Consider the following 26,091-nt stretch of genomic DNA (forward strand, 5'->3'; position numbering starts at 1 on the left):
CGCTCCTCCTTTTACTTTCCGTAAAACTCAGTATCTTCAAGGTTTTTATGCTGGAGGATGATTTCTGTAATCGTGTCCTCCTGGTTATATTTCATCATGACATACTGCTCGTTCGAATCGTCGGCATCATATATCATCCAGAAATCGGAAACCTCATCACGCGTCGGCCAACCGAATGTCTCGACTGCCTCCTGCTTTGTAAAATTCTCGGGGAAAATGATGATGCCATCGATCTTGAGTTCGCTTAAATCATCGGTTTCCTCCCTTTTTTCAGGGAAGTTGAAGCCGATATGATTATAGTGGTAATAGACACCATCAATGCTTTGACCGCTTCCAATCGGTTCTCCCAGTATGCGCGTCATATATTCGTAACTGGAGCGGAGTGAAATCGTCCTGTACTCATAATTGGCTGAGAACAAGTTTGAGACGAAGGCATCGCGCGTTACATCGATGGGTGTTACTTCTGTGGGTTCTTTTTCGCTGGAGACTTCTGTAGCCTCTTCTGTTGATTCTTCACTAGCAGATTCTCCGGTTTCCTCCGTAGCGCTCTGGTTTGAATCATCTGGAATGAGCAAGCCTACACATGACGAGATGAATAGTGGAATGGCGAGTAGGACAATGATGAATTTCATTTAATCCCCCTCTTTTGTCACTTTTTTCTTTGGAAATGGCTTCTGACGTGCTTTTTTGCTCTTAGGTGGTTCTTTTGGTTTACTGAAATATGCTTCTGTACGCTCCCGTAGCTTTCTTGGCATCATGACATAGATGAAATCTTCAGAAAGCATCTTCGTTTCTCCGTTAGGTGTAATCAACTCATCATTTCTTATGATGGCGATGACGAGGACATCAGTCGGTAAATCCAAGTCTTTGATCTGCACGTTCTGGTGGGCAGAATGGGAAGGGAGTTCAATCCCGTATATATCGTTCTGTGTCTGGCCCAATGCCAGCAGTTCGACCGAATAGGCCGGGGCTTCCGTTTCCCCTTCGTCAAATCCCAGCCAGCGGGCTACTGGTGTGATGGTGCTGCCTTGCAGCAAGGCAGAGAACAAGACGATAAAGAAGACTACGTTGAAGACGAGGTATCCGCTCTCGATGTCACTGACTAGTGGATAAGTCGCTAAAACGATCGGCACAGAGCCGCGCAGACCAGCCCACGAAATGAATATTTTCTCCTTGAGGTCGTACCTGCTTGCAATCAAAGTGAGGAAGACGCCGATCGGTCTGGCGATGAATATGAGGATGAGTGCCATAAGGATCCCCTGGAATGTATAGTTGATCAATTCCCCAGGAAAGGCAAGCAGGCCGAGCATGATGAACATGACAATCTGCATCATCCACGCCAATCCTTCATTGAAGCGTAGTATGGAATGTTTATAGGTAAGGGGCCGATTCCCCATCAGTACCGCCATGACATATACAGAGAGCAATCCACTTGCACCGATGACTTCTGTAACACCGAAGGTCAGCATCGCAAATCCAAGGGAGAGCACTGGATAGAGTCCAGAAGCTTCGAGGTCGATCCGGTTGATGACGAAAACCGCAAGCCGGCCTATAATGATACCGGCTATGATGGCAACACCCATCTGCCAAAAGAAGGTAAGTAAGAGATATAAAACATTGCTCTCTCCTGGCATTTCGATGACCGATATGATGGTGACGGTAAGGAACACAGCCATCGGGTCGTTCGTTCCGGATTCCGCTTCGATTGTAGAAGATAGTTTTTCCTTGATGTTTTTACTGCCGAATACTGCAAACACTGCGGCGGCATCAGTCGATCCGACGATGGCCCCGAGCAGCATCGATGTCATGAAATCAAGGTCCAGGATCAGATAGGCGAACAGACCGAGTATGAAACTTGTCAGCAATACGCCGATGGTCGCAAGAAGTACCGCTGAACCAGCCACCTTTTTGATGGTCATGATATTGGTTTGCAGACCACCTTCAAAAAGTATGACGACAAGTGCTATCATACCAATCAGTTGGGTGAGTTCCACATTATCGTAGTAGATGACCTGGTTCAGAAGTATACCTATGATTATGAAGAGTACAAGCGAGGGGACACCGAGTCTGGACGAAAAACGTGTCATCACAACGCCCAAGACCAGCAGTATGGCAATCAACAAGATGGGATAGTCTAGCTGGACATCCATCAAAAACCCCCTTTCACCTGATATTTGTATATATAATTATAATTGAGTACCAACTAAAATACTAGCGGAGGAACAGCTTATGCTGAAAATCGATCATCTGGAAACGATGCAGGGGAACTTCAGCCTTGATATTGAAAACGTCACATTTCATAAAGGCGTAAACATCATCCTAGGGCCTAACGGGAGTGGCAAAAGCACGCTTCTGAAGGGGATGCTCGGCTACGGAGGTAATCATCTGTTGAGCCGAGAGATTACTTATCATGGTTCGGCTTTAGGAGAAGTCTCCGGCATCATGTCATTCCTGCCGCAGGAAAACCCCCGCTTCAGGATACGGACCGGGGAATATCTGATCATGACTGCATCTGCAGATAAGGCCACAAAGGAGAGGATGGCTGAAATCATCAGGCGTTTCCACATCAGCCATCTTCTAGGGCGTTCGATAGAAGAGTTGTCAGGCGGGGAATTCAAAAGGGTACAATGCGCTCAAATCGCTCTGGAGGATAAGCCGGTCATCATGATCGATGAGATAGAACAAGGGCTCGATCTGCGCCATCAGCACGAAATGATGAAGTGGCTGAAGAAAGAAGGACGAAAAAAAATAGTCATCACCACCATGCACGAAGCACAGCTGGCAATGACGTATGGAGATACGATCACCCTCCTCCAGGCAGGACACGCGGAAGGGCCACTGCCTGCAGCGCAGGTGACGAGCGGGCAGCTCTCAGAGTGCTACAATATCAGGTTGACTATGGAACGGCATAAAAATGCCGTGTCCATCTATCATACGCCACTATAGAGTGGCACCCAGTGCCCCTGAGTATTCGCCGTTGTAAATGACGTGCGCTTTTGCACCTTTCAGCCCGGCATAGCGGTGGATGATATCTTTCATCACTGTGTTGTCGAGCAGGGTGGAACCGATGAAGACGATATCATCTGTCTCAAAACCTTCAGCAAGACTAATTCCGATGGCCGTCACAGTTTCAGCGACAAGGCCGATGACAGCCTGGACTTTATCAGCAGGCTGCAGCGCCGAGACTTCCCCTGAGAGGACATTGCCGAAGTTGCTTGCGGTCAGGTCACCCGGAATCGGCGTTGGGCGTCCGGCATAGATGTGATGGACTTTGAGGTCGATTTCATCCCGGCTGCCCTGGGCACCCAGCTTGATGATTGCATCATAGTCATGGATGCCGGCAAGCAGTGTGGAAAGGCCAATCAGCGTACCGCCGCCCACTCCGGACCCTGCAACCCTCTGTTGGCCGGAAGGGCCGGCATGATGAAAACTCGTCCCGGTGCCCACATTCAAGTAGATAAAATGTCCAAGGCGGACGTCCTGCTCATCCATCAGTTTGAGCAGTCCGCGGTATGTCGCTTCAAATTCGACCGATATGGCTTCATGATGCTTCAATTTTTCTGCCATATATGCAGACTTGCCCCCCGTCAGGTATATCTGATCATCTGTGTGTTGCGTGTTCAGTCGATCGATCAACTGATCCACTTGTGCGGACGGCCACCTTTCAAATTTCCGCTCATCATCATCGATGTATGCGACCTTTATCAGTGTGCCTCCTGCGTCTATTCCAATTTTCATAAAAGCCTCCAAAAAAGAATGTCATTGGTTGTATTATACCAATGACATTCCGACTTAGTAACATTAAATTCAGGCTCTTGTGCGATCTTTGCGTTGACGGCGCTTCATCGAATCATTTGGTTCTCGTCTGAGTGATTTGGAGACTGCGATGATCATGGCGATGAGGACAAGTCCAAACGGCAGACCGGCCAGCAGTGAAGCGGCTTGTAGGCTTGTCAGGCCGCCAGCGATGATCAGGGTGACTGTAAGGAAACCAAGCAGTACTCCCCAGATGACTTTAAGGCGTGTACTTGGCGAATCCGTGTTCCCTGAGGTCATTCCCGCCACGATGAATGTTGCCGAGTCTGCTGATGTGACAAGGAATGTAAAAATCAGCAGTATTGCGAGGGCTGAGAACAATTCAGTCAGCGGCAGCTGATCGAACAATGCGAAAAGTGCTGCAGTATCATCTTCGAGTACGAGTGCTCCGATATTTGTTCCATTGAACAGATCAGAGTAGATCGCCGTACCACCCAGGGCACCGATCCAGAGGAAGGAAAGTATCGGTGGAATGATGAGGATTCCCATTACATACTCGCGTATGGAGCGCCCTTTGGAGACGCGGGCCACGAAGGAACCGATGAACGGACTCCAGGCGATGACCCACGCCCAGTAGAAGACCGTCCACTCCTGCACCCAGACTTCACCGGTATAAGGTTGCATGCGCAACGAATACCCGACATAGTTGGATAGGTAATCACCAAGCCCCACAACGATGCTCTCCATGATGAACGTGAAAGGACCAACAGCCATTATGAAGATGGTGATGACAGCGGCAAGCAGCATGTTAAGGTTGCTCAGCCATTTGATGCCGCGTTTCAGGCCGGTCGTCGTCGACAGTATGAAGAAGCCTGTCATCAGGGCAGTAAGTATGATTTGGGTCAACGGCCCCGATGGGATGCCGTAGGCTATGTTCAGCCCCCCGTCCATCTGCATGATGCCAAGGCCAACTGATGTCGCCATCCCTGTAACAGTGGCGACCACGGCAAGTATATCTATGGATTTCCTCAGCTTCTGGTTATAGTCATTGCCGAGTATCGGTTCGAGCGAGGTGGAGACCAGGCCGTCCTTCTTCTTGCGGTATTGGTTGTAGCCAATTGCAAGGCCGGCTACCCCAAATATGGACCATTGGGAAATCCCCCAGTGGAAGAATGAATAGCCCATGGCCATGCGCGCCGCCTCCACGGACTCAGTCTCTCCACCCGGAAAGGGTGAGATCATATAATGGCTCATCGGTTCCGCGACACCGAAGAACACGAGACCTACACCCAATCCGCCGGAAAACAGCATGCCAATCCATGAACGGAAAGAGAATTCAGGTTTCGAATTATCTCCCCCGAGCTTGATGCGGCCATATGGCGAGAGCGCCAGGAAAATCAGGAATAGAGCAAATCCAAATACTGCAATCATGAAGAACCAACTGAATAATCCGGCAATCCAGCCATAGACTGAGCTTGATGCAGCTTCGAACTTGCCAGGTATGATTGTTGCCACCAAGGCAGCAGCGATGATGATTGAAGCGGCGGTCCAGAACACCAACCCTAGGCTTGACCCTTTTTTTGGCTCCAGGTTCTTATCCGGTCGTTTCTCTTTTTCGAATTTGGAACTTTTCTTCGACTTATCCCCCTTTTTGGGATTACTGTCCAAATTGCCATTGTCCAAAATTTCTCCCCCTAAAATATCTTATTGTATACCGTTGTACCCCCGTTGTGTCGAGACTAAACACCATTAAAACATTGAATATCAAGCTGACTATTTTTATACTGGAAAGGGTATAATAGTTATCATAACAAAATGACATTACATGTCAAAAAGGGGTTTTGGATTATGGACGAGATAAGTATCCGGCCGTTTCAGGAGAATGATCGGGAGACTCTAGCGGCTTTCAGGTTGAGTGAACAGCAACAAGTATATTCCAGCTTGCCGACTGATGTGGTCGATGATGCTGTTGATGACCCTGATCGTGTACCTTGTGTGGTATTGAACGGGGAAGGAACGATCATCGGATTCTTCGTGCTTCATAAGCATTACCAGCATGAAGGTTACGACACACCACACGAAGTGGTCTATATAAGGTCGCTGTCGATTGATGAAAAGCTGCAGGGCCGCGGATATGGAACGCAGGTGGCGATGCGGCTGCCCATCTATATACAGGAGAACTTTTCGAATTTCGATCACCTTTACCTTGTCGTGGATGCTGAAAATACAGCAGCCTGGAACCTTTATGAACGAGCCGGGTTTACACATACGGCAACAAAGGAAGATGGTCCGATAGGAAAGGAACGTCTTTATTACCTGGATCTGGATAGCAAGTATGTACATAACATCAAACTGGGGAGAGATGACGCTGTACAGTTGCCGGCCATCAAAATCGATATAATCAGGAACCAGAAGGAGACCATCGGGGAGATAAAGGGCAAGGTCAATGGGGCGGAGCTTCGGATTACGCATCTGCATGTCAAGGCGGAGGAACGTGAACGCGGTGTTGCCTCAAGTGCGATGCGTCAAATTGCGACTTTCCTCAGACGCGATATGCCAGAAATCAAGCAACTGACCATTTTGACCGATGATGCAGCAGGGTGGCATAAATTGTTTGAAAAAGGCGGATTCGTCATGATGGAAGATGAAGGTGGACAGCAGAAATTCGTGAAGTATGTAAACTATTGAATAAGTGCTTGATTCATGTTCCAATTACATGTAAGATATCCTGTGATATTCGAGACTGGAAAGGATGAATGAGATGAGACTGGATGACTACTCCAAGCAGATGCTGGATGAAAACTCCTTTATCGAAATGGCACATATATACCTTGAAGATGTAGGGAAAGAAGTGAACTTGTATGATATTGTCGACAAGTTCAAGGAGTTGGGCGGATATTCAGATAAGGAGATCGAAAACCGTATTGTGCAATTTTACACGGATTTGAATACGGATGGCCGTTTTCTGAGTACAGGCGAAGGCTTGTGGGGACTTAGGGATTGGTACTCGGTAGATGACATATCCGATAAGATCGCACCAACAATCCACAAGATCGAGCTTGCCGTGGAGGATGAGCCGATTGATGGAGATGTCGAAGAAGATATCATTGATCAGGATAAGGAACTCGTCGAAGATGATACAGAGGACCTCGACTCCCCATTGTCAAAAAATGAAATTTCAGGCGAGGAGGAAGTCGACGAAACCATCGATGAAGATATAGAGTACGATGATACGGATGAACTTGAAGACTCCTACGAAGATAAACCCGATCTCTAGAAAAACAACTTCCAGTTGACATTCAGGTTAAAAGTGATATTATTTTTATTGGGCTCCCTGAAAAAGGGATTGTAAAGAACGGCTCCTTTTCACCAAGTGTGGAAGGGAGCTATTTTTATTTTTCACAGGAGGAAGTGCAATGACTAAATATATTTTTGTGACCGGCGGGGTTGTTTCTTCTCTGGGTAAAGGCATTACGGCAGCGTCGCTTGGAAGGCTTTTGAAAGATCGTGGCTTTTCGATCACAATACAGAAGTTCGATCCATATTTGAACGTAGATCCAGGGACCATGAGCCCATATCAGCACGGAGAAGTCTTCGTCACAGAGGACGGAGCAGAGACGGATTTGGATTTGGGGCACTATGAACGGTTCATCGACATCAATCTCCATAAATACTCAAACGTCACAGCGGGAAAAGTCTATTCTGAAGTGATACGCAAAGAACGCCGTGGGGATTATCTCGGCGGTACAGTCCAGGTGATTCCACACATCACCAATGAAATAAAATCCCGTCTGATTCAAGCGGGCGAAGAATCGAATGCGGATATCGTGATAACTGAAATCGGCGGTACGACCGGAGACATCGAATCACTGCCTTTCCTGGAGGCCATCAGACAGGTGAGGAGCGACCTTGGACGTGAGAATGTCATGTACATCCATTGTACATTGCTGCCATACATTAAAGCGGCGGGTGAAATGAAGACCAAACCGACCCAGCACAGCGTCAAGGAACTCAGAGGGCTCGGCATCCAGCCCGACATGATCGTCGTGCGCTCCGAACACGCCATGGGCGAAGATCTGCGCGATAAGATTGCACTCTTTTGTGATATTGATAAAGATAGCGTCATAGAAGCGAGAGATGAGTCAACGATCTATAATATAGTGATCAGGCTGCAGGAGCAGAAAATGGACTCACTCGTCATCGATAGGCTTAAGCTTGGTAAACATAAGGAAGCGGAACTGACAGACTGGAAGCACCTGCTCCAGAACCTGGAAAATATCGATAAGAAGGTGACCATCGGTCTTGTCGGTAAATATGTGACGCTTCAGGATGCATATTTATCGGTAGCGGAGTCGTTGAGGCATGCTGGCTATGAGCGTCAGGCCGACATCGACATCAAATGGATCAATTCAGAATTCCTGACACCGGAAAATCACGAAGCTGAGCTCGAAGGCGTCGACGGCATCCTGATACCAGGTGGTTTCGGTGAACGTGGTGTGGAAGGGAAAATATATGCACTCCAATATGCACGTGAGAACAACATCCCGCTTCTTGGCATATGTCTCGGCATGCAGCTTGCCACTGTGGAATTTGCACGCAATGTAGCTGGTCTTGAAGGTGCCCATTCAAGTGAACTGGATGAGGACACTGCGCATCCTGTCATCGATCTGATGCCGGACCAAAAAGATGTCGTGGACCTCGGAGGTACATTGAGGCTCGGCAGCTTCCCTTGTGAAATCAAAGAAGGCACTAAAGCGCGCAAGCTCTATGGCGTTTCGCATGTAGATGAGCGTCATCGCCACAGGTATGAGTTCAACAACAAATACAAGACGCAGCTTGAGGAGAAGGGCATGATATTCTCCGGCACTTCTCCAGACGGCAGGCTCGTTGAGATGATTGAACTTAAAGACCATCCATACTTTGTCGCCGTCCAGTTCCATCCTGAATTCCAATCCCGGCCGACACGGCCGCATCCCCTGTTCCAGGGGCTTATCAATGCATGTTTGGATTAACATGCTAAAATACCGTCCAGCTGAGATAGCTGGACGGTATTTTTCATTTTCATGCAGTCAGGATGATGGGGGAATCCACCATTATACGTTTTGAGACACTGTAAAAAAACAGGTTCAATACGCTTCATTCGTCATTTCGTCCACAAGGACGTACAGATGATCATATAGGTATAGGAATGCAGAAATATAAGGGTTAACAATTTTGTCGAAATCAGGTGTCGGAACCAGGGGACGCGGGGAGGATAAGTCGATATAATGGTGGAGTGAGTCCAGTATTTCTGCTTCATGCTTATTATAATTCGAGATGAGCACGAATTCCTTGTCCGCTTCTCCAAGCGCATTGACCAACTGTTTGACGGGTTCATCAAACTGGTCTGCTATAACCAGGGTCCGGTCCGGGGCGTCCAAGGATTCGACCGTTTCGAATGGTTTGGCCTTCGGCAGGGAGAGTGCCCCTTCCAGAAGGTATGATTGGATGCCGGTGAAATCGTGGAAAGTGGCCAGCCGGACTTCCCCCTCGCTGCCGACAGCCTGGGCAATCAGGCGTGCCGCCATTTCGATTTCTTCTTCCTGGGCGTTTATATGATTATATATATTCGTCAGTTGAGTCTGTAGAATCTTATCCATAAGATCACTCCATTCATGGTAGTCAGTATTTCAATGGTACCAAATCATTACCCGAAATAAAATGTATTTGCTATAATCACAGTTATGCAATAAAGCAAACAATCCACAGGAGGAAAATTAGATGCCTTTAGTATCAATGACGGAAATGCTTAATAAAGCAAGAAAAGAAGGATACGCAGTCGGCCAGTATAACGTCAATAACCTGGAATTCGCCCAAGCGATCCTGACAGCTTCACAAGAGGAGAATGCCCCGGTCATCCTGGGCGTTTCAGAAGGTGCGGCGAGATATATGAGCGGCATGACAACTGTCGTCAAAATGATTGAAGGGCTTATGCATGACCTTGATATCACAATCCCTGTGGCCATCCACTTGGATCATGGCTCGAGCTATGAAAAATGTGTCGAGGCGATTGGTGCTGGATTTACATCAGTCATGATAGATGCTTCGCATGGCCCATTTGAAGATAATGTCGCGACAACAAGGAAGGTCGTCGAGTATGCCCATGAAAGAGGCGTCTCCGTCGAAGCCGAACTCGGTGTCGTTGGTGGCCAGGAAGATGATGTTATAGCCGACGGTGTAATCTACGCCGATCCTGCAGAGTGCCGGGAACTGGTTGAGAGGACAGGCATCGATTGTCTTGCACCTGCACTCGGTTCGGTACATGGTCCATACAAGGGGGAACCGAATCTCGGATTTGCGGAAATGGAAGAAATCGGCAACCAGTCCGACATCCCATTGGTGTTGCACGGTGGTACGGGCATTCCGACTAAAGACATCCAAAGATCAATCTCTCTTGGAACCGCTAAAATCAATGTCAATACCGACAACCAGATTGCGTCAGCACAGAAGGTCAGGGAAGTACTGGCCAATGATTCTGAAGTATACGATCCACGTAAATATCTCGGGCCTGCAAGGGAAGCAGTCAAAGAGACTGTACGCGGTAAAATCCGGGAATTCGGCACCTCAGGTCAAGCGTAACAGGCCATGAAAAGCCATCCACCAAGGATGGCTTTTATTTGATTGTTGAAGCAGATACGTATACAGTTTGAGAAGATCTGACAGCCATTGCCGACTGGGCATGACTGTTTTATAATGAATGAATAACCTAAATGGAGGTGCCTTAAGTTTATGAAATACTTTATTGATACAGCAAATATGGATGAAATCAAAGATATACACGAATGGGGCGTATTGCGCGGTGTTACGACCAACCCATCGCTTGTGGCCAAGGAGAAGGACATATCCTTCCATGACCGTCTTGTGGAAATATGCGAATTGGTTCAAGGGCCGGTAAGCGGCGAAGTGATTGCGCTTGATGCAGCAGGCATGATTGAAGAAGGACGTGAACTCGCAAAGCTTCACGAGCATATCATAGTCAAAATCCCGATGACTGACGAAGGGATGAAGGCGGTGAATGTCCTGTCATCTGAAGGGATAAAAACAAATGTGACGCTTGTATTCAATACTGTCCAGGCGCTTACGGCCGCCCATGCTGGCGCAACTTATGTGTCTCCATTCATCGGTAGGCTGGATGATATCGGTCTCGATGGCATGGATCTCATCGCGGACATCCGACACATCTTCACAATCCATGGAATAGGGACGGAAATAATCGCTGCCTCCATCAGAAATGAAGGCCATGTCCATGGTGCAGCGGCAGCAGGTGCAGATATTGCTACAATTCCTTATAAAGTATTGAAGAAACTCACAAGTCATCCACTGACTGACAAAGGCATCGACCAGTTCCTGAAAGACTGGAACAGCCAAAAGGGCCAGTAGGCATTCTAAATTAAGGAGAACGACTATGGTTAAAGAAGTGATAAAAGTCAGAGGGGGTAGGAAACTCTCCGGCGAAGTAGAGATCAGCGGGGCGAAAAACAGTGCGGTCGCCCTGATACCTGCGTCATTAATGGCGTCAGACGGCGAAGTGGTCCTGGAAGGTTTGCCGGAAATCTCCGATGTAAAGACATTGATGAGCCTTCTTAATGATCTGAACATCACCACGGAACTCGACGGGACAACATTATGCATCAATGCTGAAAAAGCAGAAAATATGCCGTTGCCAAATACAAAAGTACAATCCCTAAGAGCCTCCTATTATATGATGGGGGCGATGCTTGCACGGTTCAAGAAGTGTGTGATAGGACTCCCGGGAGGATGTCCACTCGGTCCCAGACCGATCGACCAGCACATTAAAGGATTTGAAAAACTTGGTGCCAAAGTGACGAATGAACATGGTGCCATGTACCTTGTCGCAGAAAAGTTGAAAGGTGCGAGAATATTCTTCGACATGGTTTCGGTGGGGGCGACAATCAACCTTATGATTGCTGCGAGTAGTGCAGAAGGAAAGACGGTGCTTGAGAATGTGGCTAAAGAACCGGAAGTCGTCGATGTAGCTTCGCTGCTCAACAATATGGGCGCTGATATCCGAGGCGCTGGAACAGACACCATCAAGATCCATGGGGTGGAATCACTCCATGGCACCACCCACAACATCATCCCAGACCGCATAGAAGCGGGTACCTATATGATTGCAGCGGCAGCGGCAGGAGAGGACTTCACGGTAAAAAACATCATCCCGACCCATATGGAGTCACTTACGGCGAAGCTCGAGGAGCTGGGGGTGCAGATTGAACTGGGAGATGATTGGGCGACCATCAGCAAACCTGAAAGTTATCGGCCGATTTCAGTTAAGACCCAGGTCTACCCAGGATTTGCGACTGATCTGCAACAGCCTCTAACCCCAATACTATTCATGGCGGACGGGATAAGCAAGATTACAGAAACGATTTACCCGGCCCGTTTCAGACATGTCGATGAACTGAGCCGTATGGATGCAAAAATAGAACAGAGAAGCGGATCGGCACTGATTTTCCCATCAAAGTTAAACGGGGCCGACGTCTACGCAAGTGATCTTCGTGCTGGAGCGAGTCTTCTCATCTCAGGCCTGATCGCTGAAGGTGTGACAACGATCCATAATGTGAATCATATAGATCGTGGCTACACGGATATCGTCAAGAAACTGAAGGATCTAGGTGCTGCCATCTGGCGTGAGGAGATAAAAGAAAACTGATTATTAAAGGCCCGGACAACTGTCCGGGCCTTTAATCGGAGAATGAAGGCGGGCCGTATCGAACCTTTATCTTTGGCACCCTCTAGTGTAGAATATGTAAAGGTAATTCTCCCTGGAAAGCCTCTGTAGCACGCCCTCAATCAAAAACACCCAAATCATCTACTTAAAAATGAAAGTGACGTGAATATATGGCTGAAAGAGATGAAAATGGACTTAAGTATGAGTCCTTTGATGCCCTATACAAAAAAAACAATACAAAAGAACTGACAGTGCGCGCCAAAGAGCTTGGGCTCTCCAACTACAGCCGGCTGAACAAGAAAGAACTGGTCCTTGCCATCATGGAAGCCCAGATGGAGAAAGACGGCAACTATTATATGGAAGGGGTACTCGATGACATCCAACCGGATGGCTACGGTTTCCTGAGGACGGTCAACCTCTCCAAGGGGGAGAAGGACATATACATTTCTGCTTCCCAAATCCGCCGCTTCGAACTCAAAAAAGGCGATAAAGTCACAGGTAAAGTACGCCGGCCGAAAGAGAACGAGAAATACTATGGGTTGCTGCAGGTCGACTTCGTCAATGACCATAATGCAGAGCAGATAAAAAAACGCCCGCACTTCCAGGCACTTACACCGCTCTATCCTGATGAGCGCATGCATCTGGAAAACCGGCCTGAGGATCTATCGACGCGAATCATGGATCTTGTCACTCCGATCGGTTTCGGTCAGCGGGGGATGATTGTCGCCCCGCCTAAGGCAGGTAAGACTTCCCTTCTTAAAGAGATCGCCAATGCGATCACCAAAAACCATCCCGAATCAAAATTATTCATTCTCCTCATCGGCGAACGGCCTGAGGAAGTGACGGATCTCGAGCGGTCTGTCGAAGATGCGGAAGTTGTGCATTCGACCTTCGACGAACCGCCTGAACACCATGTCAAAGTTGCTGAACTGCTTCTTGAACGTTCGAAGCGGCTCGTGGAGATGGGCGAGGATGTCGTGGTGCTGATGGATTCCATCACACGGCTTGCGAGGGCGTATAACCTTGTGATCCCACCAAGCGGCCGGACATTATCCGGCGGCCTTGACCCGGCAAGCCTGCATCGACCGAAGCATTTCTTCGGTGCGGCAAGAAATATAGAAGCCGGAGGCAGCCTGACCATCCTGGCTACAGCACTGGTGGATACAGGCAGCCGCATGGATGATGTAATCTATGAAGAGTTCAAAGGAACCGGCAACATGGAACTGCATCTGGACCGCAACATGAGCGAACGGAGGATCTATCCGGCAATCGATATCCGGCGCTCGAGCACCCGTAAAGAAGAACTGCTTCTCGACAAGGGGCAGCTCGAAGTATTATGGCAGCTCCGGAACTTGTTCACAGACTCCCCGGACTTCACCGAAAGGTTCTTGAAGATATTGAAACAGACCAAAACAAATGAGGAATTTTTCGAGGTGCTGCGCCAGCGGATGCTGTCTTCCCATTCGACCGGCCGCCCAGTCATCTGAATTGAACAGAACGGTTGATTCTTTCTATTCCAACGTGTATAATGCAAAAGTATCGAAGTGGGTAACCCACTAATAACTCTGTTCCAGATGGTTCAGGGCAAAGGAGCTGAAAAGGTAATGAAACAAGGAATTCACCCGGAATACCACAGAGTGACTGTAAAGTGCTCATGTGGCAACGATTTTGAAACAGGATCAGTTAACAGCGAGGACATTACAGTAGAGGTTTGTGCTGAATGTCATCCATTCTATACTGGACGTCAAAAATTCGCATCTGCGGATGGCCGTATTGAAAAGTTCAACAAAAAATTCGGTTTCAAAAGTGCAAACGAATAAGAGTATCCAAACTGTATCGGGTCATATTCCGATACAGTTTTTTTATTTCCGAATATGATATAATTAACGAGATTAAAGAGACGAAAAGGTGAAAATATATGTTCGATCAACTTGAAATAATTGAAAATCGCTATGAGATGCTGAATGAGCTGTTGAGCGACCCGGAAGTGGTCAGTGATTCAGATAAACTGAGAGAGTATTCGAAGGAGCAGAGCGATCTGCAGAAAACCGTCGAAGCATTCAGGGAGTATAAGCAACATAAGGAGACCATTGAAGAATCGCGGATGATGATGCAGGAGACGGATGACAAGGAAATGCTTGAAATGCTTAAAGAGGAGATTTCGGATTCCGAAAAGAAGATTCCTGAACTCGAGGACAGATTGAAGTTGCTTCTTATTCCAAAAGATCCGAATGACGACAAGAACGTCATCATCGAGATAAGGGGCGCAGCAGGAGGAGACGAAGCACAGATTTTTGCAGGCAACCTGTTCAGGATGTATTCACGCTATGCAGAAGAAAACAACTGGAAGATAGAGGTGGTTGAGGCGAATGCCAGTGATCACGGTGGATACAAGGAGATCAGTTTCATGATCCAGGGAGATGCAGCATTCTCAAAACTCAAGTTCGAAAATGGTGCGCATCGCGTCCAGCGGGTGCCTGAGACTGAATCTGGTGGCAGGATCCACACTTCTACTGCAACTGTTGCTGTATTACCGGAAGTGGAAGATGTCGAAATAGATATCCGCAATGAAGACTTGAAAATAGATACTTACCGTTCAAGTGGTGCAGGGGGGCAGCACGTCAATACAACTGACTCAGCAGTGCGGATCACCCACCTTCCTACAGGAACGGTAGTGACTTCCCAAGACGAAAAATCACAGATCAAAAACCGTGAACGCGCCATGAAAGTCCTCAAAGCACGTGTATACGACATGATGCAACGCGAGGCGGAAGCAGAGTATGCAGAGAAACGGAAGAGTGCCGTCGGTACCGGAGACCGTTCTGAAAGGATACGCACATACAACTATCCACAAAACAGGGTCACAGACCACAGAATAGGACTGACGATCCAGAAGCTTGATCAGATTATAGAAGGTAAGCTGGATGAAATAATCGAAGCGCTCACAATCGAAGAACAGACGAGCAAACTGGAAGAATTGAACAATGCCTCCCTATAGTTATCGGGATATGGTGAGGGAAGCAGAGGCTTCTCTAATCGCGCATGGTAAAGAACCACGCATAGCCGTTCTTCTGCTGGAGGATCTGCTTTCGATGGATACGACGAGTCGTCTTGTGGACGGCCATCTCGAAGTGCCGGATGCAGCAAGGGAACTATATCAGCGAGCGTTGGAGAGGGTGGAGCAAGGGGAACCCCACCAATATGTCTCGGGGACGGCATGGTTTTACGGCGAGGCGTTCAAAGTGAATGCCCATACGTTGATACCGCGCAATGAAACCGAAGAGCTTGTGGCCCTGGTGCTCGACAAAGAGAAGGACGACGGGCGCACGATAGTGGATATCGGTTCGGGCACAGGCGCAATCGGAATCACTCTGGGCAAGGCATGGAAAAAGAATGAAGTGATTTTAACTGATCTATCGGGCGAAGCCCTGCATGTGGCTGCGGAGAATGCCGAAAGACACGGGGTTAGTCCGCAGATGTTGTCAGGGGACCTCTTTGCTCCACTAATCGAATGCGATATCAAAGTGGATGCCATCGTCTCAAATCCTCCGTACATCAGTCGATCAGAGCAGAGATATATGGACGACTCAGTAGTTCTGCACGAACCGGAATTGGCACTCTATGCTGAGGACGACGGGCTCGGCCTGTATAAAAAAATGATCCGAAAGCTGGCCAGTGTTTTGAAACAGGGCGGGCGCGTCTATTTCGAGATCGGCTGGCAGCAGGCTGAAGCTTTGAGTCGCTATGTAACGGAATGTTGGCCGGGTACGCAGCCTGAAATTATAAAAGACATAAACGGAAACGACAGAATACTTCACTTCAGGTGGGAGGGGTAGTATGGACACAAAAATATGGGAAATTGAAACGGGTCAACTGGATACAGTTGAAACTTCTGAAAAGATGGAGGAAATAAAGACCGCATTCGAGTATGGGGAAGTGATCGGAATTCCCACAGAAACGGTCTATGGTCTGGCGGGTGATGCACGAAATCATGAGGCAATACAGAAAATATTTGCGGCTAAAAACCGCCCCGGTGACAATCCGCTTATAGTACATATATACGATGTGGCACAATTATCCGAATTCACTGAGCCGCTTGATGTCAAAGTGGAAACATTGATGGAACATTTTTGGCCAGGGCCGATTTCGTTCATTCTGCCGTTGAAGGGGAATATGCTTGCAAGCAATGCGGTGGCAGAACTGGACTCGGTGGCAGTCAGGATGCCAAGCCATCCGGTCGGTCGTGCATTGCTTCGTGAAGTCGGTTTTCCTTTGGCTGCCCCAAGTGCGAACTTAAGCGGAAAACCTTCCCCTACAGATTACAGTCATGTTATCGACGACTTGAACGGCAAAGTTTACGGAGTAGTCGCAAGTGAACCGGCTACCTACGGATTGGAAAGTACGGTGCTCGATTGCACTAGGTTCCCCTATCGCATCGCACGGCCCGGAAGCATCACCCAGGATGATCTGGAAGGTGTGTTGGAGGAAGTGGTGGGCCGGCATGAATCGGCCGGCAACCAGCCGATTGCACCAGGTATGAAGTATAAGCACTATGCACCTCACCAGCCGCTTGTGGTCATCGAGGGTGGGCTTCGCAACAATACACATCTACAGATTGAAGAAGGACAAAAAATGGGTGTCATTGCGCCAGAAACAACGAGGGAATATGTGCCCGAAGGCGCGGAGTTCATCAGTCTGTGTTCTACGGAACAGGCCTATCGGGAAGCCGCACGCAACTTGTACGCGGCGTTAAGGAAGATGGATAAATCCGATGTGGACATCATATATATTCAAGGTTTCCCGAAAAATGCCGAAACAGAGGCGTTGATGAACCGCATTTACAAAGCGACCGGCAATGAAATAATCAAGGGAGAATCGTCATGAGGATAATTTTCGTCTGTACCGGCAACACTTGCAGAAGTCCGATGGCAGAAAGTTATGCAAAGGCCAGATTCAAGGACAAGGATATTGTTTTTGAATCGAGGGGGGTGATGGCTGGTGATACAACCATCAATGATCGCTCAGCAGCAATCATCGACCGTGAAAACCTGGAGCGGCCATCTGCACCCCATCAATTGACGGCGGCAGATACCGCCGATTCATTGTTGCTTGTCATGACAGCCAGCCACAAAGATGTAGTGGGCAGACAATTTCCAGAAGCAGATGTGCGGATGATCAGCGAATATGCTGGGGAAGGGGTAGAAGACGTCATGGATCCCTACGGCGGAACGATGGATGATTATGAGGTCACTTTTGTACAACTTAAAAAATTCATTGATGAATTTGACTTGTGATTTGCTTATGAAGCCTTTTCTCTGTAAGCTTTTATTATATAATGTAAACGAGGTGAACCGTATATGAAAGTTATTATTGCTTCAGACCATGGCGGTTTCAATCTGAAACAGTCAATTGTTGCGAAACTTCGTGAAAATGACGTTGATTTTACGGATTTCGGTCCCGATTCCGACGCTTCTGTGGACTATCCGGACTTTGCACGACCTGTTGCAGAGAAAGTGGCTGCTGGTGAATACGACCGGGGCATACTGATCTGCGGCACTGGTATCGGTATGAGCATAAGTGCAAACAAAGTCAAAGGCATTCGCTGTGCTCTGGTCCACGACACATTTTCCGCACGTGCCACCCGAGCCCATAACAATTCCAATATTCTGGCGATGGGAGAACGTGTCATCGGTCCCGGCCTTGCAGATGATATCGTAGATGTCTGGCTGGCGACAGAATATGAAGGAGGTAGACATGAACGAAGAGTTTGCAAGATTGAGGAATGACCTGGACGCATTGGTCTCACAACTTGAAGCTGTGGACTTTTTCAGAGCAGGGGAAGATGTGCTGATTGGTTGTTCAACATCAGAGGTGATGGGACACCGCATCGGAGAAAACAGCTCAGAGGAAGTTGCTGCATTGATATTTGATGTGTTCAGCGAAAAGGCTGGACAGCACAATGTCAATCTTATGTTCCAGGGTTGCGAACACATCAACCGTGCAATCACCATGGAAAGGCACGTCGCCGAAAACAGACTTTATCCGGCTGTCAGTGTCGTGCCTCACCGCTCGGCAGGAGGCAGTCTGAGTGAATATGCCTACCATCACTTCGACTCCCCAGCGGTTACTGAACATGTGGCAGCAGATCGGGGCATTGATATCGGCCAGACCCTGATTGGAATGCATATCAAGCCTGTAGCCGTTCCACTCAGGGTCGAACAAAAGACGATAGGGCAGGCTAACGTCACAATCGCCTACTCAAGACCTAAGCTTATTGGAGGGCCACGCGCACACTATTAACCTAATTATTAAGGAGAGAGAACATGTCACTTATCGAGTCTCAAGATCTTAAACTTTTTGAAGCAATGGAAGATGAGCATAACCGTCAAAAGAATAATATTGAACTGATTGCCTCTGAGAATTTTGTGTCAGAAGCAGTAATGGAAGCACAAGGTTCAATACTCACCAATAAATATGCAGAAGGCTACCCCCACAAACGATATTATGGCGGGTGTGAATATGTGGATATCGTAGAAGATCTGGCTCGTGAACGTGCGAAGGAACTGTTTGGTGCCGAGCATGCAAACGTACAGCCCCACTCAGGTTCACAAGCGAACATGGCTGTCTATATGTCTGTCCTAAAACCAGGGGATACTGTACTTGGCATGAACTTGAATCATGGGGGTCACCTTACGCACGGCAGCCCTGTGAATTTCAGTGGTAAGCTCTTCAACTTTGAGGAGTACGGTGTGGTAAAAGATGGAGAAGTTTTGGATTATGATGAAGTGCTGGAAAAAGCCAGAGAGCATAAGCCTAAAATGATTGTGGCTGGGGCGAGTGCCTATGCACAAGAAATTGACTTCAAGAAATTCCGTGAGATAGCTGACGAAGTAGGGGCTTATCTGATGGTCGATATGGCACATATCGCCGGGCTTGTCGCAGCTGGACTCCATCAAAACCCGGTGCCATATGCTGATTTTGTCACTTCGACGACCCATAAGACGTTGAGAGGACCGCGTGGCGGCCTCATACTCACTACAAGCGAACATGCCAAAAAAGTTGATAAACTGATCTTCCCAGGCATCCAGGGAGGGCCACTCATGCACATCATCGCCGCTAAAGCAGTAGCTTTTGGTGAGGCGTTGAATCCTGGTTTCAAGGAATATCAAGATCAGGTGCTGAAGAATGCAAAAGCATTGGCTGCCAGACTGGCTGACGGCGGGCTGCGCATCGTCGGCGGCAAAACGGATAACCACCTTGTACTTGTAGATGTCAAAAGCTTTGGCCTTACTGGTAAGCAAGCAGAAGAAGCACTTGACGAGATCGGCATCACATGCAATAAGAACACCATTCCGTTCGATGAGGAGTCACCGTTCGTTACAAGCGGCATCCGTCTGGGTACACCAGCGATGACGACACGTGGGTTCAAGGAAGCGGAGATGGAAAAAGTGGCGGATATCATCGTAGAAGCGTTGACAGCGGTCAAAGAAGGCCGGCAGTTCGAGGAACTCAGGGAAAGAGTGACCGGACTTACTGATGGTTTCCCACTGCATAAGTAAATCCAAATTGCCGGAGCAAAACATTGCTCCGGCACAATTGAGAAAAAAGGAGGAAAAATATGTCTAAAGTACAAGTAATGGAGCATCCATTAATCCAGCATAAGATGGGATACATCAGAGATAAAAACACATCCACTAAAGAGTTCAGGGAACTGGTGGATGAGGTCGGTATGCTGATGGCATATGAAGTGACCCGGGATCTTTCCCTTCAAGACGTTGAAGTAGAAACGCCAGTCACACGGACTACAGAAAAGCGGTTGAGTGGAAAAAAACTCGGTATTGTACCAATTCTCCGAGCGGGTCTTGGAATGCAGCAGGGGATATTGAAGTTGATTCCATCTGCGAGGGTGGGCCATGTCGGCCTATACCGGGATCCGGAGACGTTGGAGGCGATAGAATATTATGCGAAATTCCCTGGTGATATTGAAGAACGGGATATCTTCGTAATCGATCCGATGCTCGCAACAGGGGCTTCTGCAGTTGAAGCGATTACAGCAGTTAAAAAGCGCGGCGCGACTAAAATCCGGTTCATCTGCCTGGTGGCCGCTCCTGAAGGTGTGGATGTTTTGAAAGAAGCACACCCGGATGTGGACATCTACATTGCAGCGCTTGATGAGAAGCTCAATGATGCAAGCTACATCGTACCGGGGCTTGGAGATGCCGGGGATCGTTTGTTCGGCACAAAATAGATCATGAGGAAAAAGAACATGAAAAAAATTATGACGGTTTTCGGCACGCGGCCGGAAGCAATCAAGATGGCACCTCTTGTATTGGCGCTTAAAGACGATCCCGAACTGGAACCGATAGTCGTCGTTACGGCACAGCACAGGGAAATGCTCGATCAGGTACTGTCGATCTTCGGTATTACACCTGACTATGATTTGAATATCATGAAACAGGGGCAGACACTCTCTGAGGTGACAGGTCGTGTCATTACAGGGCTTGAGTCAATCATTAAAGAAGCGGAACCAGATATGATGCTCATTCATGGGGATACGACGACGACATTCGCAGGAAGTTTGGCTGCGTTCTACAGTAAGGTGGATATTGGGCACGTTGAAGCGGGCCTCAGGACCCACAATAAATATTCGCCTTTCCCGGAAGAAATGAATCGACAGATGACAGGTGCCCTTGCAGACCTGCATTTTTCACCGACAGAAACATCAAGAAACAATCTGCTTGAGGAAAATAAAAAACCAGAAACGATTTCAGTCACTGGCAATACCGCTATAGATGCACTGAGGACGACAGTTGACACCTCATACCAGAGCGACATCATCAGCAAGCACAAAGACAAAAAGGTCATCCTGCTCACTGCGCATAGGAGAGAAAACATCGGTACACCGATGGAGAATATCTTCAGTGCAGTCAGGGACATCGTAGAGACGTTCGCAGATGTTACAGTGGTGTATCCAATGCACAAAAATCCTAAGGTGAGGGCCATAGCAGATAAGCACCTCTCAGGCCATGACCGGATTGAACTGATTGAACCGCTGGACGTGGTCGATTTCCATAACTTTGCAGCAAACAGTCATATTATACTGACGGATTCCGGAGGCGTCCAGGAAGAAGCGCCATCACTACAAAAACCAGTGTTGGTGTTGCGTGATACCACAGAGCGTCCCGAAGGCATAGAAGCAGGGACTCTAAAGCTGGCGGGTACAGAAAAGGAAGACGTCTACAGACTGGTGAATGAGCTTCTCACGGATGAGGAAGTATACAAAAAGATGGCTCAGGCCAATAATCCATATGGGGACGGTCGGGCTTCTTTAAGGATCTGCGAAAACATCAAGTACTACTACGGCATCCTCAATGAAAAACCAGAAAGTTTCAAAGCATGACCAATTATGTCTATAATATGTCAGAATCAAACTGAAATTAAATTAATATGTCCATAATATTGACATAAAAAAAGCACTCCTATATCATTACAAGAGTAATGTAACGGTTTACAATGAAAGCCGTATAATACACTAGGAGACAGTGTTAAATTGCCATTTCTGAGACGATTTTCCCACCACTTTTTAAGGTTTCTGCTTTTCCCCCTTGTCATCAGCTTACTCATCTACCTGTTTACATCATCAACTTTTGCAGCAGGGTTCGCCCTAGGCACCCTTGCGTCCATATTGATGTTGTTCAATTGGTATTACAACCTTGATAGGGCTTACGGGGCAGTAGATGGAAAAATCAGGACTGGGACGGCGGCAAGACTTGCCATTGTAATTGTTACATGCTTATTCTGGGTGCGTTTCCCGGATATATTCAGCATTTTCGGTATAGGGTCGGGGCTCATGCTCAGCTATGTCATGATCCTGTTTCGTACTGTTAAAGAATTGACGGAGTGAAAGAGGTGAAAAAATGGAGCACGGAAATCCAATATGGACTATAGATGTTTTGGGTCTTCCAATTACATTCAACCTGTCTACAGTATTGATGATAGTAATTTCATCGCTCATTGTATTTCTAATCGCTTTCTTTATGACGAGAAATCTGGCAGTGAGACCGACTGGAAAGAGTCAGGTACTTATGGAAGTACTGATGAACTTCGTTAAAGGTATCATCTCGGGCAACATGGCCTGGAAACAAGGAGGAAGATTCCACTTCCTTGCCCTGACATTGATTTTATACATATTTGTATCAAATATGGTTGGGTTGCCTTTTGCCTTTGTTGCGCCGGATGCCGATCAGACACTGTGGTGGAAGTCGCCGACTGCGGACCCAGCAGTAACTTTGACTTTGGCTAGTGTGATGATAGTCATGACGCATTACTACGGCATAAAGATGCGTGGCACGAAAGCATACATCAAATCTTACGTAGAACCGGTGTGGTTCATGGCACCGTTTAAATTCATCGAAGAATTCACATACAATCTGACACTTGGCTTGCGTCTTTACGGTAACATCTATGCAGGTGAAATATTGCTTGCACTCCTAGTCATGGTAATGACTTCAGGCGCTATAGGATTCATCGGCGGATTCATTCCAATGATGATCTGGCAAGGATTCTCAATCTACATTGGTGCAATCCAGGCATTTATATTCGTTATGTTATCAATGGTCTATCTTTCCCATAAGGTGAACGAGGATCATTAATATAAAAATCAAATTTTACTTTCAAAATATTTTAGGAGGAACTATTTCTTATGATGAATCTACTCGCAGTAGGTATCGCTGCTGGTCTTGCAGCACTTGGCGCAAGTATCGGTATCGGCCTTATCGTTTCTAAAACAGTTGAAGGGGTCTCCCGCCAGCCGGAAGCCCGTGGCCCACTCATGACAATCATGTTCATCGGTATCGGTGTTGTTGAGGCCGTTCCGATCATCGCAATTGTTATCTCATTCATGCTCATGTTCATGTTCTAAGAACCGTTACATCTGGCGAAGTCTTCTTTTAAGATTTCGCCGTCTTATTATGTAGATTGTAAAAAAGATTGAAACTCTCGCGAAAGGAGTGTACATAAGTGGAATTTCTTATTTTAGGGGCTACGGAGACGATCCCATCAGCAATTGGGAGCAGTTTGGTACAGCTTGTAACTTTCCTCGTACTTCTTGGCGCACTTTCATACTTTGTCTGGAAGCCGTTGAAGAAAGTGATGGACGAACGGGAGCAGCTGATCCATTCGGAGATAGATGAGGCTGAACAGCGCAGAATAGATGCTGTCAAACTCAAAGAAGAAAATGAAGCTGTACTCAGAGAGACACAGACTGAGATTTCAGCAATGATGGATAATGCTAAGAACCAGGCCAAAAAAGAGCAGGAAGCAATTATCCATGATGCGAATACGCGTGCGAATCAGATGATGGAGACAGCTAAAGCGGATATTGAGAGAGAAAAAGAAAAAGCAATCCGCGACATCAATGATCAGGTCGGCGAAATTTCCGTCTTGATTGCAGAGAAGATGATTGCTAAAGAAATCAATCAAGATGATCAAAAAGATCTGGTTGAAAGATACCTTCAGGAAGCAGGGGGTAAATAATGTCCAGCTCAGCAAAGAAATACTCTGAGGCGCTGTTCAGTGCAGTCGAAGAATCGGGACAGCTTGAAGCAGCCCGCAGGGATTTTGATGAAGTGATGAAAGCTTTCAAGAACACTCCTTTATTCATGAAGTTCGCGGAAAACCCGCGCATCCCAAGGAATAAGAAAAGGGAAGTCCTTAAAGAAGCATTCAATGATGTTGTCGAACCTTTGCGAAACGCATTGCTGATTCTCTCGGATCGCAATAAATTAACTGAAGTGGCATCTGTCTACAACTCCTTCGTCGCTAGATATAACCGTCATCATAATCAGGAGAATGTTGTGATCGAGTCCGTCTACCCACTCTCTTCAGAAGAGATAGAAAGCATTGGAAAAGTCTTTGTAAAAAGAACAGGTCTTTCTAAACTGCTTATCGAAAATGAAGTGAATGAAGAACTGATCGGCGGAATACGGGTGTTCATCGGAACAAAAGTATATGATGGCTCATTGAATACTAAACTGTCGGATTTGAGAAGCAAATTAAGAGAAAGTACTAATAGCTAATTAAGGAGTGACAATTGATGGCAATTAAAGCTGATGAAATAAGCGCTCTCCTGAAAAGTCAGATCGAAAACTATGAAGCAGATATGAAAGTAACAGACGTTGGTACAGTCATCCAAGTTGGTGACGGTATCGCACTTGCTCATGGTCTTAACGATGCAATGGCTGGAGAACTGCTTGAATTTCCAAGTGGTGTTCTGGGGCTTGCCCAGAACCTTGAAGAAAACAATATCGGTATCGTAATCCTCGGACCATCTGACGACATCAAGGAAGGCGACGAAGTGAAGCGCACTGGCCGCATCATGGAAGTCCCTGTAGGCGAAGAATTGATTGGACGGGTGGTAAACCCACTCGGCCAGGCTATCGATGGCAAAGGACCAATCGGCGCGACTAAGACTAGACCGATCGAAAGTCCTGCGACAGGCGTCATGGCGCGTAAATCAGTTGATGAACCTCTACAGACGGGAATTAAAGCGATTGATGCACTTGTCCCAATCGGCCGTGGCCAGCGTGAACTGATCATCGGTGACCGTCAAACAGGTAAAACTACTGTGGCAATCGATACAATCCTGAACCAGAAGGATCAGGATATGATTTGTGTATATGTAGCAATCGGTCAAAAGGAATCTACGGTAAGATCTACTGTTGAAACGCTCCGCCAAAATGGTGCACTCGACTATACGATCGTAGTAACAGCTGGTGCTTCCATGCCAGCTCCGCTCCTTTATATTGCACCATATGCTGGTGTATCCATGGCGGAAGAGTTCATGTTTAACGGCAAGCACGTCCTCATCGTATATGATGACCTGACTAAACAGGCGGCGGCTTATCGTGAACTGTCATTGCTTCTGAAACGTCCACCAGGCCGTGAAGCCTACCCAGGTGACGTATTCTATCTGCACAGTCGTCTGCTCGAACGTGCGGCGAAACTCAACGATGAATTGGGTGGTGGATCGATTACGGCATTGCCGTTCATCGAGACGCAAGCAGGGGATATCAGTGCGTTCGTCCCTACGAACGTTATATCCATTACAGACGGACAGATCTTCCTGCAGTCAGACCTATTCTTCTCAGGTGTAAGACCAGCTATCAACGCCGGTCTATCAGTATCCCGTGTTGGTGGTTCTGCACAGATTAAAGCAATGAAGAAAGTTGCGGGGACATTGAGGCTCGACCTCGCTGCATTCCGTGAACTGGAAGCATTTGCCCAATTCGGTTCGGATCTTGACGAAGCGACTGCTGCAAAGCTCGAACGTGGTAAACGTACTGTTGAAGTACTCAAGCAGGGTGAAAACAACCCACTGCCTGTAGAGCGCCAAGTCGCCATACTCTATGCACTTGTCAACGGTCATCTGGATGAGATTCCTGTTGAAGATATTACAAGGTTTGAAGACGAGTTCCTCAACTGGCTCGATTCAAACGAACCGGAATTGCTGAAAGGCATAAAAGAAACAAAACAGCTTCCGGATGATGAAGCATATAAATCAGCAATCAACAGCTTCAAAAAGCTGTTCAACTCTTCCAATTAAG

General features: G+C 47.4%; 29 protein-coding genes. 24 read left to right on the plus strand and 5 right to left on the minus strand.

Translation table 11 applies throughout. From position 1 onward, the window contains the following. Positions 1-11: 11 nt before the first annotated feature. Positions 12-632 (minus strand): hypothetical protein, encoded by a 621-nt coding sequence (locus ACZ5LF_RS01960; RefSeq protein WP_380570393.1) that lies wholly within the window; start codon positions 630-632, stop codon positions 12-14. Continuing rightward, the gene (locus ACZ5LF_RS01965) at positions 633-2,150 is read right to left on the minus strand and encodes a potassium/proton antiporter (protein WP_380570394.1); all 1,518 of its coding nucleotides are present in this window, start codon (positions 2,148-2,150) and stop codon (positions 633-635) included. Positions 2,151-2,229: 79 nt separating this feature from the next. Here ACZ5LF_RS01965 and ACZ5LF_RS01970 point away from each other — a divergent pair, with 79 nt between their 5' ends. Next, positions 2,230-2,946, plus strand: a complete 717-nt coding sequence (locus tag ACZ5LF_RS01970) for an ATP-binding cassette domain-containing protein (RefSeq protein ID WP_380570395.1) — start codon at positions 2,230-2,232, stop codon at positions 2,944-2,946. Here ACZ5LF_RS01970 and coaW read toward each other — a convergent pair. Both coaW and ACZ5LF_RS01980 read right to left on the minus strand, forming a co-directional pair. Then, positions 2,941-3,738, minus strand: a complete 798-nt coding sequence (gene coaW / locus ACZ5LF_RS01975; RefSeq protein ID WP_380570396.1) for a type II pantothenate kinase — start codon at positions 3,736-3,738, stop codon at positions 2,941-2,943. The two genes, ACZ5LF_RS01970 and coaW, sit on opposite strands and share 6 nt — an antisense overlap. Before the next feature lie 69 nt (positions 3,739-3,807). After that, positions 3,808-5,439, minus strand: coding sequence for a BCCT family transporter (locus tag ACZ5LF_RS01980; protein WP_380570397.1), 1,632 nt, complete (start codon positions 5,437-5,439; stop codon positions 3,808-3,810). A gap of 165 nt (positions 5,440-5,604) precedes the next feature. Between ACZ5LF_RS01980 and ACZ5LF_RS01985 the strand changes: the two genes are divergently transcribed. The 3 genes from ACZ5LF_RS01985 to ACZ5LF_RS01995 all read left to right on the plus strand — a co-directional run bounded on the left by ACZ5LF_RS01985 (position 5,605) and on the right by ACZ5LF_RS01995 (position 8,768). Further along, entirely contained in the window at positions 5,605-6,444 is an 840-nt protein-coding gene (locus ACZ5LF_RS01985) for a GNAT family N-acetyltransferase (protein WP_380570398.1), read from the plus strand. 73 nt (positions 6,445-6,517) lie between these two features. Beyond that, positions 6,518-7,033: a DNA-directed RNA polymerase subunit delta gene (gene rpoE, locus ACZ5LF_RS01990; RefSeq protein WP_380570399.1), complete on the plus strand. Its 516-nt coding sequence runs from the start codon at positions 6,518-6,520 to the stop codon at positions 7,031-7,033. 139 nt (positions 7,034-7,172) lie between these two features. Next, on the plus strand, positions 7,173-8,768 hold the full coding sequence (locus tag ACZ5LF_RS01995) for a CTP synthase (RefSeq protein ID WP_380570400.1): 1,596 nt from the start codon (positions 7,173-7,175) through the stop codon (positions 8,766-8,768). Between the two features lie 114 nt (positions 8,769-8,882). On the opposite strand, the gene ACZ5LF_RS02000 is transcribed toward ACZ5LF_RS01995, so the two are convergent. Next, the gene (locus ACZ5LF_RS02000) at positions 8,883-9,395 is read right to left on the minus strand and encodes a DUF2529 family protein (protein ID WP_380570401.1); all 513 of its coding nucleotides are present in this window, start codon (positions 9,393-9,395) and stop codon (positions 8,883-8,885) included. Between the two features lie 121 nt (positions 9,396-9,516). Between ACZ5LF_RS02000 and ACZ5LF_RS02005 the strand changes: the two genes are divergently transcribed. From ACZ5LF_RS02005 to atpA, 20 genes are all read left to right on the plus strand, one after another. Then, the gene (locus tag ACZ5LF_RS02005) at positions 9,517-10,374 is read left to right on the plus strand and encodes a class II fructose-bisphosphate aldolase (RefSeq protein ID WP_344700808.1); all 858 of its coding nucleotides are present in this window, start codon (positions 9,517-9,519) and stop codon (positions 10,372-10,374) included. A gap of 150 nt (positions 10,375-10,524) precedes the next feature. Next, positions 10,525-11,175 carry a fructose-6-phosphate aldolase gene (fsa, locus tag ACZ5LF_RS02010; RefSeq protein WP_380570402.1) on the plus strand — a complete coding sequence of 217 codons (651 nt, stop codon included), beginning with the start codon at positions 10,525-10,527 and terminating at the stop codon, positions 11,173-11,175. A gap of 25 nt (positions 11,176-11,200) precedes the next feature. Beyond that, entirely contained in the window at positions 11,201-12,469 is a 1,269-nt protein-coding gene (locus ACZ5LF_RS02015) for a UDP-N-acetylglucosamine 1-carboxyvinyltransferase (protein ID WP_380570403.1), read from the plus strand. 188 nt (positions 12,470-12,657) lie between these two features. Continuing rightward, the gene (rho, locus tag ACZ5LF_RS02020; protein WP_380570404.1) at positions 12,658-13,974 is read left to right on the plus strand and encodes a transcription termination factor Rho; all 1,317 of its coding nucleotides are present in this window, start codon (positions 12,658-12,660) and stop codon (positions 13,972-13,974) included. Positions 13,975-14,091: 117 nt separating this feature from the next. After that, positions 14,092-14,307: a 50S ribosomal protein L31 gene (rpmE, locus tag ACZ5LF_RS02025; protein ID WP_344700804.1), complete on the plus strand. Its 216-nt coding sequence runs from the start codon at positions 14,092-14,094 to the stop codon at positions 14,305-14,307. Positions 14,308-14,405: 98 nt separating this feature from the next. After that, positions 14,406-15,485, plus strand: coding sequence for a peptide chain release factor 1 (gene prfA / locus ACZ5LF_RS02030; RefSeq protein ID WP_344700803.1), 1,080 nt, complete (start codon positions 14,406-14,408; stop codon positions 15,483-15,485). Next, positions 15,472-16,323, plus strand: a complete 852-nt coding sequence (gene prmC, locus ACZ5LF_RS02035; RefSeq protein ID WP_380570405.1) for a peptide chain release factor N(5)-glutamine methyltransferase — start codon at positions 15,472-15,474, stop codon at positions 16,321-16,323. Before prfA ends, prmC begins: the two co-directional genes overlap by 14 nt. A gap of 1 nt (position 16,324) precedes the next feature. After that, positions 16,325-17,371 carry an L-threonylcarbamoyladenylate synthase gene (locus ACZ5LF_RS02040; RefSeq protein ID WP_380570406.1) on the plus strand — a complete coding sequence of 349 codons (1,047 nt, stop codon included), beginning with the start codon at positions 16,325-16,327 and terminating at the stop codon, positions 17,369-17,371. Beyond that, positions 17,368-17,781 (plus strand): arsenate reductase/protein-tyrosine-phosphatase family protein, encoded by a 414-nt coding sequence (locus tag ACZ5LF_RS02045; protein ID WP_380570407.1) that lies wholly within the window; start codon positions 17,368-17,370, stop codon positions 17,779-17,781. Before ACZ5LF_RS02040 ends, ACZ5LF_RS02045 begins: the two co-directional genes overlap by 4 nt. A gap of 63 nt (positions 17,782-17,844) precedes the next feature. Further along, positions 17,845-18,273 (plus strand): ribose 5-phosphate isomerase B, encoded by a 429-nt coding sequence (gene rpiB, locus ACZ5LF_RS02050; RefSeq protein WP_380570408.1) that lies wholly within the window; start codon positions 17,845-17,847, stop codon positions 18,271-18,273. Beyond that, entirely contained in the window at positions 18,242-18,787 is a 546-nt protein-coding gene (locus tag ACZ5LF_RS02055; RefSeq protein ID WP_380570409.1) for a TIGR01440 family protein, read from the plus strand. The genes rpiB and ACZ5LF_RS02055 overlap by 32 nt, the downstream gene beginning before the upstream one ends. A 23-nt stretch (positions 18,788-18,810) precedes the next feature. Continuing rightward, a complete protein-coding gene (glyA, locus tag ACZ5LF_RS02060; RefSeq protein ID WP_380570410.1) occupies positions 18,811-20,046 on the plus strand; it encodes a serine hydroxymethyltransferase in 1,236 nt (411 codons plus the stop codon). 59 nt (positions 20,047-20,105) lie between these two features. Next, a complete protein-coding gene (gene upp / locus ACZ5LF_RS02065; RefSeq protein ID WP_380570411.1) occupies positions 20,106-20,735 on the plus strand; it encodes a uracil phosphoribosyltransferase in 630 nt (209 codons plus the stop codon). An 18-nt stretch (positions 20,736-20,753) separates the two neighbouring features. Further along, entirely contained in the window at positions 20,754-21,887 is a 1,134-nt protein-coding gene (gene wecB / locus ACZ5LF_RS02070) for a non-hydrolyzing UDP-N-acetylglucosamine 2-epimerase (protein WP_344700795.1), read from the plus strand. Between the two features lie 150 nt (positions 21,888-22,037). Further along, a complete protein-coding gene (locus tag ACZ5LF_RS02075) occupies positions 22,038-22,391 on the plus strand; it encodes an ATP synthase subunit I (protein ID WP_344700794.1) in 354 nt (117 codons plus the stop codon). Between the two features lie 13 nt (positions 22,392-22,404). Continuing rightward, entirely contained in the window at positions 22,405-23,139 is a 735-nt protein-coding gene (gene atpB / locus ACZ5LF_RS02080) for a F0F1 ATP synthase subunit A (protein WP_380570412.1), read from the plus strand. Positions 23,140-23,192: 53 nt separating this feature from the next. After that, a complete protein-coding gene (gene atpE, locus ACZ5LF_RS02085; protein ID WP_031545243.1) occupies positions 23,193-23,408 on the plus strand; it encodes a F0F1 ATP synthase subunit C in 216 nt (71 codons plus the stop codon). Positions 23,409-23,506: 98 nt separating this feature from the next. Continuing rightward, positions 23,507-24,022 carry a F0F1 ATP synthase subunit B gene (locus ACZ5LF_RS02090; RefSeq protein ID WP_380570413.1) on the plus strand — a complete coding sequence of 172 codons (516 nt, stop codon included), beginning with the start codon at positions 23,507-23,509 and terminating at the stop codon, positions 24,020-24,022. Beyond that, positions 24,022-24,564 (plus strand): F0F1 ATP synthase subunit delta, encoded by a 543-nt coding sequence (locus ACZ5LF_RS02095; RefSeq protein WP_380570414.1) that lies wholly within the window; start codon positions 24,022-24,024, stop codon positions 24,562-24,564. Before ACZ5LF_RS02090 ends, ACZ5LF_RS02095 begins: the two co-directional genes overlap by 1 nt. A 17-nt stretch (positions 24,565-24,581) precedes the next feature. Further along, a complete protein-coding gene (atpA, locus tag ACZ5LF_RS02100; RefSeq protein ID WP_380570415.1) occupies positions 24,582-26,090 on the plus strand; it encodes a F0F1 ATP synthase subunit alpha in 1,509 nt (502 codons plus the stop codon). Position 26,091: the final 1 nt, after the last annotated feature.

Source organism: Salinicoccus siamensis (assembly GCF_055391965.1).